We start from the raw sequence: 15,924 nt of genomic DNA, 5'->3' as shown, positions 1-15,924 counted from the left end.
AACAAAAAAAGTAATAATTGTCATAATTAGTAGGGCAATTATTACTTTTTCTTTTTATTTAGAAAGTGACGTCCATTTTCAGTACGAAAGTACGTGGGGCGGCAACTGCCATCGGGCGGTAGCTGTATTCTTTGTTAAACAGGTTATTTACCATGAATTGGAAAGCTACTTCTTTCGTTACTTTTACTCCGAAGCGCAAATCAACGGTAGCATAGGGCGTGTTATGTTTGTTCCAGTAAGTAGCAAGTGTTTCTCCTTTAGAATAACCGAAAGCGATGCCGCGAACGTAATCCATCAAGTCGAGTTGTGCTTTCGGCCGTTCATCCATCATCAGGTAATCCACTGCGAGGATTTTACTCTTCCAGGCAACGTTCGCACCCAGATTGATACGTTTCCACTGGAAATCTACCGTCGCTTTAAAACTGTGTTTCGGACGATACTTCAGGTACTTTCCGGTGTTAGATTTTTCTTTCATTTGAAGAGGATCAGTATAAAGATCCTCCGCATCATTGCGTTCCTTATAATCCGCATCACGGGGTTCGGTGTATACATACCCTAAGTTATAGAACAACTTTGTGTTCTTGTTGAAGTTATAAACGCCGTTTGTTGATATTTCCACTCCGTAGATTTGTGCTTTCGATACGTTATGAAACTGTGCTCCGATTCCGAAACCTTGACCACCGGTTATCATCCGGATGGCATCACTGATGCTGTTAATCATCGTATAGTCCGCATTATTGAATAGTCCGAACTGGAATTCGACCATATCCTTATATTGTGTATAGAATCCTGCAACATCTACAAATCCCTGGAAATTGCCAATCTTATATCCTTGCTTGAATCCCAATTCCGCATTAAACCCTTTTTCCGGTTTGATATCCAGATTCGGGTAAACGCCGACTCCTCCGATATCCTTGCGCAGGTATTTCTCATTGATGGACGGGTTACGGTAGCCTTGTCCGAAGCTGGCACGGATAAAACTGTAATCTGCCAACTGATAGTTCAGTCCGGCACGGAACACGGGGCGGAATGGAACTTTAGTTCCGAATATCTTTGTTTCTGCTTCACGATGGTGATTGTTTACACGATAGTATTCGGCACGCACACCGGCAGATACGCTTAGACGGTCCCAGAAACGTTGGTCGTACTGGAAGAAAGCAGCTATGTTATCGCTTTTGTAGACCTCGTCCATGATGGCCGAATTATACCGTACATGCTCATAAGTGGCTCCGGTAGTGATTTGTGCGCCACTGTCCCATTTCTTGTTGAACTGATAATCGAGATAATAGTTAGTGCTTTTATCAGTCTGCGTCTTAGGAGTGTTTCGTGAAGGATTGAGTACGTCGGACACCCAGGGAATCAGGTCACCAGGCAATTGTCCGTTTGTCAGTCCTCCCAAATCACTGGGTAGCCCGTTGTCCATCACCCAGGAAATCAGATCACAATAATCGGCAGTTGTCGCGTTAGGGAAGATATTGCCTAATGAAGTGAATACTCCATTCATGGCGTCTTCCAGATTACCATTGATTAGTCCTGAACCGATTCCCACCAATGCCGGATAGAGCGAGCTGTAATCACCGCCTGCAATATTCTGTATCGTTTGGGCATCTGTCCCCATATTGCCCAGAATATCCATGATGGATGCTCCCTGGGTAGGACGTACGATATTGTCGGCACTATAATAGAAACGTCCCTTGATCTTATGTGATGTACCGTTTTCCGGATTCACGTAGTTGACAAACGGGTCGATATGGAAATTATTATCTTCCCTGCCCATGTTGGTGAAAGGAGAGGGCTTGTACACCTCTGTCGGTGAACGCCAGATAAAAAAGTCACCATATTGATTAGACAGGAAATCGATATTAAAACCATAGTTCAACAGTTTCATTCCCATGTCCGGTTGGTGATAGGTTAGGTTACCTCCCATGCGGAAACGTTTGTTATATCCTTGCTGGCGGTATCCTTCATCGGTGAAAAGATTGAGGCTGCCACTGACGTCGAAATTACCGATACGACGGGCGTGGGAGAGATCGAATCCTTCGTAAATCGGATTACGCACACCACTAAGAAGATTTCCGCGCAGAATCGGTTTGACCGAATATTTATCTTCTTTCCAGAAACTCTTGTCACTCCATTGGTATTCGTCATTCTCCGCGTCGCCATAGATACCGAGATATGCGCTGAAACGTGTTTTCGGAGCTAACCCCGGACGTGCGGTGCGGATATTGATGATACCATTCAAAGCCGATGAACCATATAAAACGGAAGAGGCTCCTTTGATTACTTCAATCTGCTCGATATTCTCCAAAGGTACGGTGTTCCAGTTGATTTCGCCTGTCTTGGGATTCAGGGTACTCATACCATCCACCAGAATCTGACTGCGTGCACCTACTCCGTATGTCCATCCGCTACCACCACGTATGGAAGGTTGTTTGTCTACAATATCCACTCCCGGAAGAGTGCGGAGGGTGGACGATATATCCGTTGGTGCCTGACGGGCAATGTCACCCGCTTTCACTACATCCATGGAAACAGTGACATTACTCAATTTCTGTTCAAAGCGTCCGGCGCTGACCACGACTTCCTCCAACAGTTTGGTGCTTTCTTTCATGTAGACGTTTTTGGTGATTACCTCACGTCTGTCGATTACGATCGGCATCAGTACATCTTCGTAGCCCACATAACTGAATACGAGATCGACACCCCCTTCGGGCAGTTTGATTTCATAAGCCCCATGAATGTCGGACACTACTCCCTGATTACCCTGTAACTTATACGCAACAGCTGCTCCCACCAATGGCTCATTGGTATTTGCATCATATATATGTCCTTTCAGCGTTTGGGCAAAACTACTCCCAAGGCTGGTGAAGCATAGTAGCAAAGTTAGAATATATATTTTCTTCATTGTTTTCTTTTTTGATATTCATAGTTGATGTTTATTCTTGTGGCAGAAGATCCAATCCTAGGTCAATAGTATTGGCTGCATTCCATAAAACCGGCAGACCGTTTTCGTCATTTCCCATGAGAAGTCCGAGCAGGTTTTTAAATACAGTATTGTTAGCCATGCTTTCCGGCAACATTCCTTCCACTATCGGTTGCAGTCCGGGCAATAACTGAATGAAAGCAGTTGTCGACTCTTTGGTTAAGTAAAGATGGGTATGTCCGTCTTCCTCTTCAATATGAAAGATAATTCCTTCAGTCAGTAAGTAGAATACCTGCTGGAAGTTCGCCGTATCCATGCTGGTTATGATACCGAGTAGTGGATTGTCGATCATGGAGTTTACGATTCCGAGCAACAGTTTCAGTTGCACAGGATTGGATTGGGCAAGAGCTTCCATAATTCCGGAAACCAGTCCTGAATCGATAGGAGTTTCACCGTCCTTGGTTGCCAGACTGATAATTGCCGGTAAGTTCAGGTTTATTTTAAGTCTACCGCTCTCCTCTGTCCAGGTGATTAGATTAATTGGTGAAGCGGTCCACGTACGGTCTGTCAATGCATTATTGATATCTTTTTCCGTCAGTAAACCAATCATAAACTTGGTGACAAATGTTGCGATGGTACCAACATCTTTATCCGGATCTATGTTATTGATCGGTACGCTGCCGATGTAGACCGGACTCGTCGTATAATTGGCTACAAGGTTACCGTCGGGCTGTAGGGTGATTGTCTGAAGAAGTTGCGGTATGAAATAGCAAAGTGCATTTTGAATCAGTTTCATCCTTAAAAACAGTGTACTGCCCGCTTTGGTAAGTTCTACATCATCCAGATGGACATAGAATCCTCCGGTTAAGATTTCATTCGTTTCTTTCCATATATACTGTCCTCCACTGTAGGTGACAGTCATTTTCTTTCCTTTAGTGAAATTGGATATGCTATAACTTTTCTCCCATTTACTTTGCGGCATTACTACATCCAAATCTAGTTTCATTGTTTTCGGAGTGATGGCACCGCTATATGTCACGGTTGCTCCTCCCATCGTGATGTTCTTGCCGCTAAATGTATAAGAGTCTTCCTGTTCACACAGACTGATTGGAAGAGGAGTTTGTTTTTCTCCCGGGATAATGTCATTCAGTGTCAAGGTTCCTTTTTCACTGTCTTCTGTTTTAAAGTCGACAGTTTTTCCAACGAGTTTCTCCCCGCTGTAGGTCAGGTTTAAGGTAGCCGGTTTGATGTATGAGCCATACTCCTGGCAGAGTTCACCCGGCCAGAATAGCTTGTCATTATAGGTTTCCTCGCAAGATGTAAGGAGGAAAGCCGTACAAGCTACATAAAAAAGTCTTTTTAAAGTTCTCATTCTCTTCTAGGTTTTATTTCAACATATTTATTAAAACGATGCAAAGTACGGCTAATAGGTGACTGCTGTCAAGCTCCATTCTTGGGATTCAATATTCTATATTTGCTATTTTCTTAAATACAATCCTAATAAAGAAGAAAATAATGTTCTATTTGTAGGATATAATATACTATTTTTGAACTTGTTGCCCGGAATCCGGATGAAATGGATATTTTTGGTAAATTAAAAAAGAACTGACGATGACAACGAACGAATCCTTTCCTAAATTTGACCTTCCGGTTGATTTTATAGCAGATGACAGTATCACCGGAGATATCTTAAACTACTATGGTAATTTCCCCTGCAAAATAAAAGCCGGTGTCTTTGTGCTTTGTACGGAAGGGATGGTCAGAGCTACCATTAATTTGTTGGAGATTGTCATTCGTAAGAATGATTTCATCGTTGTTCTTCCTAATTCATTCATTCAGATACACGAAGTTTCGTCTGATACCCGTATTTCTTTTGCCGGTTTCTCGTCCGATTTTATGCTTTCGGGCAATTATGTGGAAATCCTGCTGGACTTTATGCCTATGATATTGAACAGTCCGGTCATTTCTCTGCAAGAGGATGTTGCCGGCTTATACCGGAATGTATATCTTTTACTGATTCGTGCTTATACACTCCCACATTCATTAGAAAATAAAGAGATCATACGTTCCGTACTGGCTATTTTTTTGCAGGGAACGAAAGAATTGTATAAACGCTATGGCAAGAAGCTCGATGAACCTTTGAGAAGAGAACAGGAGTTGTACAGGCAGTTTATACAGTTGTTGATGGTTCATTATACCAAAGAGCATGAAGTGGCGTTTTATGCGGAGAAGTGTGGGGTTACTGCGGCACATTTCTCAAGTGCCATCCGTCGGGCAAGCGGATACAGTCCGTTGGCAATCATTACAGAAATTATTATTATGAATGCGAAGGCCCAATTGAAAACCACCCGGTTGCCGGTGAAAGAAATAGCTTTCTCGTTAGGCTTTAACAATCATTCTTTTTTCAATAAATACTTTCGTAAAAAGGTGAAGATGACTCCGCTGGAATATCGCGAGAAATAAATCTGCGTCTGCTTAAAATTGGACTATACATAAAAATGGGATGTTTTATACATTCTCCCTGCTGTCAATCAGAGCCGGTATGCAAGAGGTTGATAAAAAATCGCTTAAATATGTATCAGGGAAATGCGAAAAGACAGCGCTTTGCTGATGGAAGATCCTTTTGGTACTTATTTGCTTTCAGAGTCGGAGTAAATGAATGATTCTTTTCCTATTATATAGCTATTTGCTATATAAAGAATCAATGGATTCTGAAGTGAATTAACTTAGAAATGGCTCTTCTTTCAGCCCAAAAATCCTTTCTCACCGATGAACGCTGGCTTGGTCGGTGAGCAAGGATGCGTTTCTCACCGACCAAGCCTGCGTTTCATTAAAAGCAAGGGTGCATTTATACCATAAAGACCGTCTGTTTTTCCTTGTATTTATGCATAATAAGGGGCTGTATGTGTATAATCTTGCATTAATTTATGCATTTTATTCTCTGCTTGATTTGATTCATAGCCACTGTCAAACGGTAGAATCTTAAAAATAGAACAAAACTGTTTACCGTTGAAATCCGTTCTTTGGTCGATTCTATTTGGAGGAAGAAAACAGCAGTCTTACTTTTGTTTCGATAACATGGAGTAATCCCGGAAAATAACTGCTTAAAAAAGCCTCAGAAGCTATTTGTAGCTAATGAGGCTTTTTATTTATAAAGGATGGGTACTCGTTTATTTGATTCCCAGTTTTTTAGCAATCTCTTTAGGCAGTGCGTCTTTGTGTACAAGAATATTCATAGTCTTGTAAGCAACGAATGCTTTGGAAGCATACCAGATACCATTGTATTTGCCTGATTTACCCCAAGAATTCTTCACCATGAAGTATTCTTTTCCGTTTTGGTCTTTAGCGATACCGTAGATTACCATTCCGTGGTCGTCCGTAGTTTCCCAATTGTCAAAAGCAACTTGGCGCATTTCTTGAGTGACGTCGATTTCCGGGTATGGTTTGGTTGTCATCATTTGACGTTTGTTAGCAGCAGTCAGGCCGGTCCAGCGAGCCATATCCGAACCGGAAAGTTCAGATTCTTTGTTTACATCCGGCATAACGGCGATACCGTCACGTGTGAATCCCTGTTCGCTAACGTCACTACCCCATGCAAAGGTATAACCTTTCTTTACAGCATTGTCCATTACAGCCATCAGCTCTTCGATAGGCAGGTTGTAGGATAAACCATTGCGCCAATTATCCTGAATCTCGATTGCGAATTGAGAATAGAATGGATGATGTGTATAAGAAGTCAGTGATACATAGTCGTCACAGTTCAATCCCAGTGATTCAGAAAAAGTCTTCGGAGTATATTCTTTGCCTTTGTATGTGAATTTCTCCGGACATGCTCCCAGATAAGTATCATAAATAGCGCTTAGTCCGTTTTTCCATACCGGAGTCAGTTTGCTCAACTTACCTTTCGCAATAGCATTGATGTAACCGGAAGCAACAGCATCCAGCTCGTTATGTACCGGCAACGTGTCACCGTACATGATACCCGGCATCACTTCTTGAGGAACAATACCATAATTCTTGATGCAGTACATTACATCATAAAAACTTCCGCCCGGGGAGAAAGAACTGTCACCATGATAGCGTACATAGTTTACTCCGCGATCCTGCATCGTTTTGTGTACGACAAACATTTCAGACAGGTCATACTCGCCTTTACCTAAGCGAAGCAATTCTGATTCAATGAATCCGAGAGTTGAGAAACTCCAGCAAGTGCTCGAACGATTTTGATTCTTGATAGAAGTAATCGGGTTTTCTTTCACTGTCGTGAAAACAAAACCTTCTTCAGGTTTTGCATCTTGTGCCATGATGTTTAGGCTGAACAAGCCTAAAGCAGCAATAAGGATTGTCTTTTTCATTCCTATGAAATTAATATTAAATTGTTTTGGCTACAAATATAGGAAAGTTTCACCACAGATTACACAGATTTACACAGATTATTTCACCACAGAGGACGCAGAGGACACAGAGGAAGATAAAGGAAAATTGAGATCAGGACAGACTGCAGGAAGCAGTTACCGCTCTAACTACTGGATTTACGACCCTTTGACAGACCTGTGGGATGGGGAGGATTTGACCGATTTCGAAGGAAGCACACGCTCGAAAGCTGTATGTTTTTCTACCGGAAAACGGGGAATTATAGCTACAGGAGGATCTTCCACTTATTATTACGATGATACCTGGGAGTTGAAACCATACGAATATGAAGAGAAATAAAAAAGTAATAGGTGTTAGTTGCTTTGTCTTACTGCTTTTAGTGGGAATCATGTATGTGTATGTGCATCCGGTAAATAGATACCGTTTGGAAGTGAGCCGGGTTGGAGGTAGTGGGTACGGCTATAAAATTTATGAGAGAGAGCGTTTGATAATTGTTCAACCTTTTTTATTGGCACAATCATGCCACCTTACTGGCACGACTGTGTCAATATGGTGGCACTGGAGTGCCAATACGATGGCACAAGGTAAAGCATTAAGTACAGATTATTTGTTCTCTTCTTCTTTGGGTGCTACTACATAATCTTCTTTGATAAACTCATCATACACACGCTTGGGATGATCGAATGGAGCGGTTCCATTCTTCTGTTCATTGAAGTTTTCCCTGCGGAATTGTTTCAGTTTCAGGTTATCTTCTGCATACTCTCTCAATTTCTTATGCTCATTTCCGTAGAGCGAACTTTCAGTCACGTCAGAATTGAGCAGGTTTTCTTTAGGAGTAATAGTAGGTAGGAGCACTTGTTCCAACAGACCACGATAGGCACCGTTATATTCGCACCATACAATATCGTTGGTTACAAATATACGATAGGAGTACTTTGACCATGCGGTTTTGATTTCAATAGATGTAGCATAAATTTCAATGGTAGCTTCTGAACCATACGCTTGGTCACGGATCACAACGGTCGTCCGACCGCTCAGTTCTTCCTTCACGGAAGTTTGCCACTTATCAGAGTGTAAGATTTCTTCGATAATTTCCGGCAAATTTTCTTTAATCTCAAACTGTATTCTCATGGTGCTTGCCTGCGGGCAGGACTTTTTTGATTTTTTCCTCCTTAAACAATTAAGCTAGCCTAAAGTTACATAGATTGAAGCAAAAAAACAAGATTTTGTTTGAGAATTTGTTATTTTCGCCAAACTATCTGCCTTTTTCGTTTGTTTTTACCATAAATATGCACAAATCGTAAAAATAAAGTTTATGCGGAACAGGGCCCGGAAGAATTATGTCATTTATGTACTGATGTTACTCCTGTTTGGAGGGTTGATTTATGTTGCTATTGAAGAGGGTGACCGGTTTTCGCACTATGCGGTAAATGCGCAGAACATAGTACAGGGGAATCCATTCACTATGTTTCTCCAGTTTATACAGGATAATCTTCATCATCCGCTCACTACCTTGTTGATTCAGATTATAGCCGTACTGCTGATGGTGCGTCTTTTTGGCTATTTGTTCAGTCTGATCGGGCAACCGGGAGTGATTGGAGAGATTGTTGCCGGTATTGTATTAGGACCTTCCGTACTCGGCTTTTTCTTTCCGGATGCTTTTCATTTCCTTTTTCCGGCACACTCGCTTACCAATCTTGAACTGTTGAGTCAGGTGGGACTGATCCTTTTTATGTTTGTCATCGGTATGGAGCTGGATTTCAGTGTACTGAAAAATAAAATCAATGAAACGCTGGTGATTAGCCATGCCGGAATCCTAGTACCCTTCTTCCTGGGCATCTTGTCTTCTTACTGGGTGTACGAAGAATATGCAGCTGCCCAAACTCCGTTTCTTCCATTTGCTTTGTTTATAGGTATTTCTATGAGTATCACCGCTTTTCCGGTATTGGCGCGCATCATTCAGGAGCGGAATATGACGAAGACTCCTTTAGGGACGCTGACCATTGCTTCCGCTGCCAATGATGATGTGACAGCCTGGTGTCTGTTGGCAGTGGTGATTGCTATCTCCAAAGCAGGAAGTTTTGCCAGTGCACTTTATTCAGTGGGGCTGGCAGTTGTCTATATTGCGGTCATGTTTTTGGTTGTTCGACCGTTTCTGAAGAAAGTGGGAGAAGTATATGCCAACCAGGAAGCAATCAATAAAACATTCGTGGCATTTATTCTGCTCATTCTTATTATTTCTTCTTGTCTGACCGAGATTATTGGTATTCATGCACTGTTCGGAGCCTTTATGGCAGGGGTAGTGATGCCGTCCAATCTGGGTTTCCGGAAGGTGATGATGGAAAAGGTGGAGGATATTTCATTAGTATTCTTTTTACCTCTGTTCTTTGCCTTCACCGGATTGCGCACGGAAATCGGTTTGATAAACAGTCCGGAGTTGTGGATGGTATGTTTACTGTTGGTGACGGTTGCTGTTGTCGGCAAACTGGGTGGATGTGCCATTGCCGCCCGTTTGGTGGGTGAGTCGTGGAAGGATAGTCTGACGATAGGGACATTGATGAATACACGGGGATTAATGGAGCTTGTCGCTTTGAATATCGGTTATGAAATGGGAGTTCTTCCTCCTTCTATATTTGTAATTTTAGTCATTATGGCGCTAGTTACGACCTTTATGACTACTCCTTTGCTTCATTTGGTGGAACATATTTTCGTACGTCGGGAAGAAAAATTATCTTTGAAGCACAAATTGATATTTTGTTTCGGGCGTCCGGAATCCGGGCGTGTGTTGCTGTCCATTTATGATTTGTTATTTGGGAAGCAGTTGAAGAAAAATCATTTGATTGCAGCACACTATACGGTGGGCACGGATCTGAATCCGTTGAATGCCGAACATTATGCCAGCGAGAGTTTTGCTTTGCTCAATCAACAGGCAGCGAAATTGAATATCCAGGTAGATAACCATTATCGGGTGACAGACAAACTTGTACAGGAAATCATCCATTTTGTCCGTAACGAACATCCTGATATGCTACTTTTGGGAGCCGGGAGTCATTATCGTTCGGATATGCCGGGAACTCCGGGAGCAATTTTATGGTTAACGCTCTTCCGGGATAAGATTGATGAGATTATGGAGCAGGTGAAGTGTCCGGTGGCCGTATTTGTCAATCGTCAGTATCGGGAAGGCGCGACAGTCAGTTTCGTGCTTGGCGGAATGATTGATCTGTTTCTTTTTTCCTATTTGGATAAGATGTTGCAGAACGGACATTCGGTGCGTCTTTTTCTTTTTGATACGGACGATGAAGAGTTCCGTGGACGCATTGACGATTTGCAGGTGCGTTATCCGGAACAAACGATGATAGTGTGGTTTGCGGGAGTAGAAGATTTAGTGACTGAAGAGAAAGACGGATTATTGATAATGAGCCATCTTTCTTATACGAAATTATCCGAGGATGAGGCTGTGATGCGTGAATTGTCATCTTTGCTGGTAATCCGCCGGAATAAGAATACGGGAGATAAAAATGAAGGATTTGAAAATTGATGAATCTACGGGATTAGTGTTGGAAGGCGGGGGAATGCGCGGAGTATTCACCTGCGGTGTGCTTGATTATTTTATGGATCACAATATCCGGTTTCCCTATGCGATAGGAGTGTCTGCCGGTGCGTGCAACGGGTTGTCGTATGCATCACGGCAACGGGGACGTGCCAAGTACAGCAACATTGACTTGTTGGAGAAGTATAATTATATCGGTCTGAAACATTTGTTCAAAAAGCGTAATATATTGGACTTTGATCTATTATTCAATGAGTTCCCCGAACATATTCTTCCTTACGATTATGAAACATACTTTGCTTCACCGGAACGTTTTGTGATGGTGACTACGAATTGCATCACGGGAGAAGCCAACTATTTCGAAGAGAAAAAAGACAGTCGCAGGGTGATTGATATTGTCCGCGCATCCAGCAGTCTCCCTTTTGTATGTCCTATTACTTATGTTGACGGGGTTCCCATGCTCGACGGAGGAATTGTAGATTCCATTCCTTTGCAAAGAGCCATTACGGATGGCTGCACGAGAAATGTTGTGGTACTCACCCGTAACCGGGGGTATCGGAAAGATTCGAAAGACATTCGTATCCCTTCGTTTGTATATCGGAAATATCCGAAGTTGCGCGAAGCGTTAAGTCGGCGGTGTGCTGTTTATAATGAGCAGTTGGAAATGGTAGAGCGCATGGAGGATGAAGGACAGATTATCGTTATTCGCCCGTTAAAACCTGTAGCCGTAGACCGCATCGAGAAAGATGTGCAAAAGTTGACAGAGTTTTATCAGGAAGGGTACGAATGTGCGAGAGCCTTACTTGAAGAATAAACAAGTTCTCCATAGTTGAACAATAGACAGGATCTCACATGCTTTTTTGTTTTTCTTGAATGTCAGATAGGATAATTGGACGTGTTCCCTTTTCATTTTGAATGGGTATATTGTTCAGCAGCCTTTTTTAGTTTCCTACCCATCAATTCTACCAGAGTCTTCGGATAAAGAACTTGTATTCCCTCGGCATATCCGAAGAATACTCGTTCTAACTCATGGTTGATGACGACTTCAATTTCCAGTATGACACTTCCGTCAGCCAATCTTTCCACCACTTGCTGGCTGCGGTGTATAGGCTTGGTTATGATGTAAGGTGCTTCGGCAGCGGCTACCTTGAAACCTACTTTCTCCGCTACGCTTCCGGAATTTTTAGTGACTCCTACCAGATCATTGAAGAACGTGTTCGGATCGAAGAACGTATTTTTTATGTAATGTTCTTGTGGCAGAACTTCCAATGATTGTATTCTGTCCAAAGCTAAATTTTGCAAGATCCGTCCGTTTCCTCTGACACCATAAACGAACCATCGGTTACGATACTCTTTTAATAGATAAGGATAAAAAATAAAGCTGTTGGCCGAACGTGCCTTGAATGAACGATATTTGAGCTGTATCGGATGCTCGTTTACAATCGCGTGATAGATCGTATCCAGATAATCCAGTCCTTTCAACGATTCATTCTTTTCAAAGTCAATGACAGGAGTGGTTTTCATCCGGGCAGAAGCAACGTGATCTTCCAAGCGGTTGATAATATCGCTCATTTCCGTAAAATAGGAGAAACCTTTAAACTGCCTCAACACTTCCACGGCTTCCGACATCGTTTTCAGGTCTTGTTCGTTCAGCGGAGTTTGTGTAATGCTGTATTCCGGATCTTCGTATTTATAGTATTTATTTTCGTACACCACAATCGGAGCGTTATAACCCAGCTTCTCGCTGCGCATCATCTGTATATCCATCTGTACCGTACGTTTGCTTATGCCTTTATCGATGCCTTCGTATTCATAAAGAGCATCCGAGCAAGCATCTACCAAATCTTCCAACGTCCAGCGTCGATAAGGATTACGCAGACAGTTATCAATTGTTTTATAACGGATTAAGGCATTTCTATTTGCTGGCATAAGTAGAAGAATAAAGATTGGCTTCAAAAGTAGAAAAATAAATTCAGGAAAACAAAGAGGTTACAGGTCTTTATTCTTGGATGATAAAAGAAAATTCTTAGGATTTGTATCAAATTTGATACCCTTTGAAACAAAGTTTATAGACGAAGGCGAAGATACCCCCTATCTTTGCCTTCGTCTTTTAGATTAAAAGCTTGTATAAACTAGGAATACTTTGTTGCCATGAAAACAAACCCTTGGATGAAACTATGTAAAGGTGCAATACTTGCGTTAGCAGTCTCTTACGGACTGACTTATTGCCACACGACTAAAAGCAAGTTGACCTTGGAGCAGAAAAGCGATAGCCTGACTGTCATCCACATCACCAATCCGACTAATTATATATTGCTTCCTATAGAAGAGGGAGCAGCGGAAAGTCAGGTTCTCCTCAATACAGGAGAAGCTGCCGATACCGATATGGATATTCGTCTGGCACAGACTCAAGTGGACTATTTCGTTCCATTTGCCTTGCCTACCGGAGCGAAGACTGCCACGGTCCGTGTTCGTAATAAATCAAAGGATGCACTTTGCTGGAAGGAAATCAAGTTATCTGATACATTTGATACTACCAATACAGAAAAGTTCCGTCCTGTTTATCATCATACTCCTCTCTATGGCTGGATGAATGATGCCAACGGATTGGTGTATAAAGATGGAGAATATCATTTGTATTTTCAATATAATCCTTACGGCTCTAAATGGGGAAATATGCATTGGGGACATTCTGTCAGCAAAGACCTGATGCATTGGGAACATTTGGCCCCAGCTATTGCCCGTGATACATTGGGACATATCTTTTCTGGCAGCTCTATTGTCGATCAGGAAAATGTAGCGGGTTACGGAGCAGGGAGTATCCTGGCTTTTTATACTTCTGCCAGTGACAAAAACGGGCAGATCCAATGTCTTGCTTTTAGCAAGGATAATGGACGGACATTTACTAAATACGAGAAGAACCCCATCTTGTGCCCTGCGGATGGTTTGAGAGATTTCCGTGACCCGAAAGTTTTCCGGTATGAATCGGAAGATAAATGGGTAATGATTGTCTCCGCCGATAAAGAAATGCGTTTCTATGACTCTAAGAATCTGAAGGACTGGAACTATATGAGTAGCTTCGGAGAAGGATACGGGGTACAGCCTTGTCAATTTGAATGTCCGGATATGGTGGAACTTCCAGTGGATGGAGATCTGAACCGTAAGAAATGGGCATTGATAGTGAATGTCAATCCAGGATGTTATTTCGGAGGAAGTGCTACTCAATACTTTACAGGAGACTTTGATGGAATGAAATTCAGTTGTGACAGTCAGCCGAATGTCACGAAATGGTTGGATTGGGGCAAAGATCACTATGCTACCGTTTGTTTCTCAAACACTGGAGAACGGACGATTGCTGTTCCTTGGATGAGTAACTGGCAATATTGTAATATTGTTCCGACAAAGCAATTCCGTAGTGCTAACGCTTTGCCACGTGAGTTAAGTCTTTATACACAAGACGGTGAAATTTATCTTTCAGCAGCTCCGGTACCGGAGATAAAAACTCTGCGAAAAGAAAAGAAAGAGATTCCGGCATTTACGGTTGACAATGATTATCATATTGATTCTTTATTGGCTGATAATGATGGTGCTTATGAACTGGCATTGGAGATTACCGCCGGAGAAGCGGAGATTATGGGATTCAGTCTCTTTAATGATAAAGGGGAAAAGGTGGATATCTACTTCAATCTTCCGGAAAAGAGATTGGTTATGGACCGGACGAAAAGTGGTATCGTGGATTTCGGAAAGAAGAGTGTACCTCATGAAATAGAGGTTCACGACCGCAGAAAGACGACTTCCATCAATTATATAGATGATTTCGCATTAGCTACCTGGGCACCGATAAAGAAAGAGAATAAATATACGTTGGATGTCTTTGTTGATAAATGTTCTGTAGAAATATTCCTGAATGGAGGAAAGGTAGCAATGACTAATCTTATCTTTCCATCGGAACCATACAACCGTATGTGTTTTTATAGCAAAGGAGGTTCATTTCAAGTAGATTCATTCAATGTGTATCGGTTGGGTTTATAATAGAAATAGAAGTTACACAATAGATGTTTGCATAGATTCAGTGAAAGCAACAAGTATTGATTGCTTTTTAAAGATTCATAGGTTAGATTTATAAGTTAGGTTTTGTAGATTAGAATTAGGTGTTTGGTAGCTGTCAGATGTGAAATCCGGCAGCTACTTTTATTCATCAATTATTCATCAATTTCAATTGTATATCCTCCTTGGAATATCTCTTCCGGTTGTAAGTGCTGCATCCAGTCCTTATCTTTATATTCACCAGTATAATGTGCGCGGTCGCAACGTCCGTACCAAGGTTCGATGCAGACGAAAGGAGCATTCTTTGCAGGTGGAGACCAAAGACCGACTACCGGAGCGTTAAAATGTAAACTAAGATAAGCCTGTTTCTCTTTATTATATAAGGTAACTTTACGGACCTGTTCATTCTCCAGTATCAAAGCATCTTTATCAAAAGTATGCGTGTCCAGTGGTAATAATCCGTCCGTCAACTCTAAAGAATATTCAGTAGAAGGATCAGCGCATCCTTTTTCTGAAATGAGAATATATTTCAAACCGTTTTCCTTGTCAAATCCGAAGAACCCTCTTTCAGAATTGCTTGCATCGAACTCCGGCCAATAGAAAGCTGGATGTGCCCCAATCTGAAAATACATATCCTTTTTACCGCTATTCTTTACTTCCCACATAACTTCAATTTGCTTCCCTTGAATGCGATAGCCTATTTCCAGACAGAATGGAAACGGATATTTCTTTAAAGTCTCTTCATTATTAACAAGACAGTAACGCACTTCATCCTCTTTTTCAGAAATAAGAGTAAATTCCATGTCACGGGCAAAACCATGTTGAGTAAGCGTATAAGGAATCCCTTCATTCCGATACTCATTTTCCCATACGCTCCCTACAATCGGGAATAGGACAGGAGAGTGGCGTTTCCAAAAAGCAGGATCGGCTTGCCACAGATATTCTTTTCCATTGGCGACGATACTGCAGAGTTCAGCTCCGTGAGGAGATACTTGAATCGTGAGTTGTTTGTTGGAGATTGTTTTCATGT

Annotated in this window: 11 protein-coding genes and 1 pseudogene; 6 read left to right on the top strand and 6 right to left on the bottom strand. The window is 41.9% G+C overall.

From position 1 onward, the window contains the following. Positions 1-58: 58 nt before the first annotated feature. Both DW173_RS06690 and DW173_RS06685 read right to left on the bottom strand, forming a co-directional pair. Positions 59-2,905, bottom strand: a complete 2,847-nt coding sequence (locus tag DW173_RS06690) for a TonB-dependent receptor (protein WP_120144089.1) — start codon at positions 2,903-2,905, stop codon at positions 59-61. Positions 2,906-2,936: 31 nt separating this feature from the next. Continuing rightward, complete coding sequence (locus tag DW173_RS06685) at positions 2,937-4,295, bottom strand: DUF4925 domain-containing protein (protein ID WP_120144087.1); 1,359 nt, start codon at positions 4,293-4,295, stop codon at positions 2,937-2,939. 239 nt (positions 4,296-4,534) lie between these two features. On the opposite strand from DW173_RS06685, the gene DW173_RS06680 reads away from it, so the two are divergent. Further along, on the top strand, positions 4,535-5,386 hold the full coding sequence (locus DW173_RS06680) for a helix-turn-helix domain-containing protein (protein WP_087323945.1): 852 nt from the start codon (positions 4,535-4,537) through the stop codon (positions 5,384-5,386). Positions 5,387-6,093: 707 nt separating this feature from the next. On the opposite strand, the gene DW173_RS06670 is transcribed toward DW173_RS06680, so the two are convergent. Then, positions 6,094-7,278 carry an aminopeptidase C gene (locus DW173_RS06670; RefSeq protein ID WP_004314251.1) on the bottom strand — a complete coding sequence of 395 codons (1,185 nt, stop codon included), beginning with the start codon at positions 7,276-7,278 and terminating at the stop codon, positions 6,094-6,096. Between the two features lie 133 nt (positions 7,279-7,411). On the opposite strand from DW173_RS06670, the pseudogene DW173_RS24090 reads away from it, so the two are divergent. Next, positions 7,412-7,636: pseudogene (locus DW173_RS24090) on the top strand (hypothetical protein); the annotation flags it as partial. Then, on the top strand, positions 7,623-7,937 hold the full coding sequence (locus DW173_RS06660; protein WP_118195788.1) for a hypothetical protein: 315 nt from the start codon (positions 7,623-7,625) through the stop codon (positions 7,935-7,937). The pseudogene DW173_RS24090 and the gene DW173_RS06660, both read left to right, overlap by 14 nt. Here DW173_RS06660 and DW173_RS06655 read toward each other — a convergent pair. Next, positions 7,901-8,428 carry a hypothetical protein gene (locus DW173_RS06655; protein WP_004314253.1) on the bottom strand — a complete coding sequence of 176 codons (528 nt, stop codon included), beginning with the start codon at positions 8,426-8,428 and terminating at the stop codon, positions 7,901-7,903. The two genes, DW173_RS06660 and DW173_RS06655, sit on opposite strands and share 37 nt — an antisense overlap. 184 nt (positions 8,429-8,612) lie before the next feature. Between DW173_RS06655 and DW173_RS06650 the strand changes: the two genes are divergently transcribed. Together DW173_RS06650 and DW173_RS06645 are read left to right on the top strand one after the other, a co-directional pair. Next, positions 8,613-10,835 (top strand): cation:proton antiporter, encoded by a 2,223-nt coding sequence (locus tag DW173_RS06650; RefSeq protein WP_120144086.1) that lies wholly within the window; start codon positions 8,613-8,615, stop codon positions 10,833-10,835. Further along, positions 10,816-11,661: a patatin family protein gene (locus tag DW173_RS06645; protein WP_120144084.1), complete on the top strand. Its 846-nt coding sequence runs from the start codon at positions 10,816-10,818 to the stop codon at positions 11,659-11,661. Before DW173_RS06650 ends, DW173_RS06645 begins: the two co-directional genes overlap by 20 nt. Positions 11,662-11,753: 92 nt before the next feature. Here the strand turns inward: DW173_RS06645 and DW173_RS06640 are convergent, their stop codons facing one another. Next, on the bottom strand, positions 11,754-12,776 hold the full coding sequence (locus tag DW173_RS06640) for a helix-turn-helix transcriptional regulator (protein ID WP_120144082.1): 1,023 nt from the start codon (positions 12,774-12,776) through the stop codon (positions 11,754-11,756). A gap of 222 nt (positions 12,777-12,998) precedes the next feature. On the opposite strand from DW173_RS06640, the gene DW173_RS06635 reads away from it, so the two are divergent. Continuing rightward, positions 12,999-14,879, top strand: coding sequence for a GH32 C-terminal domain-containing protein (locus DW173_RS06635; protein WP_120144080.1), 1,881 nt, complete (start codon positions 12,999-13,001; stop codon positions 14,877-14,879). A gap of 170 nt (positions 14,880-15,049) precedes the next feature. Here DW173_RS06635 and DW173_RS06630 read toward each other — a convergent pair whose 3' ends face one another. Then, a complete protein-coding gene (locus DW173_RS06630; RefSeq protein WP_120144078.1) occupies positions 15,050-15,922 on the bottom strand; it encodes an aldose 1-epimerase family protein in 873 nt (290 codons plus the stop codon). Between the last annotated feature and the right edge of the window lie 2 nt (positions 15,923-15,924).

It is taken from the genome of Bacteroides sp. AM16-13 (assembly GCF_003602705.1).
GTDB classification, from domain to species: domain Bacteria; phylum Bacteroidota; class Bacteroidia; order Bacteroidales; family Bacteroidaceae; genus Bacteroides; species Bacteroides xylanisolvens.
The sequence above is the reverse complement of the archived record's forward strand: the minus strand, read 5'-3'. Positions and strand labels throughout refer to the sequence as shown.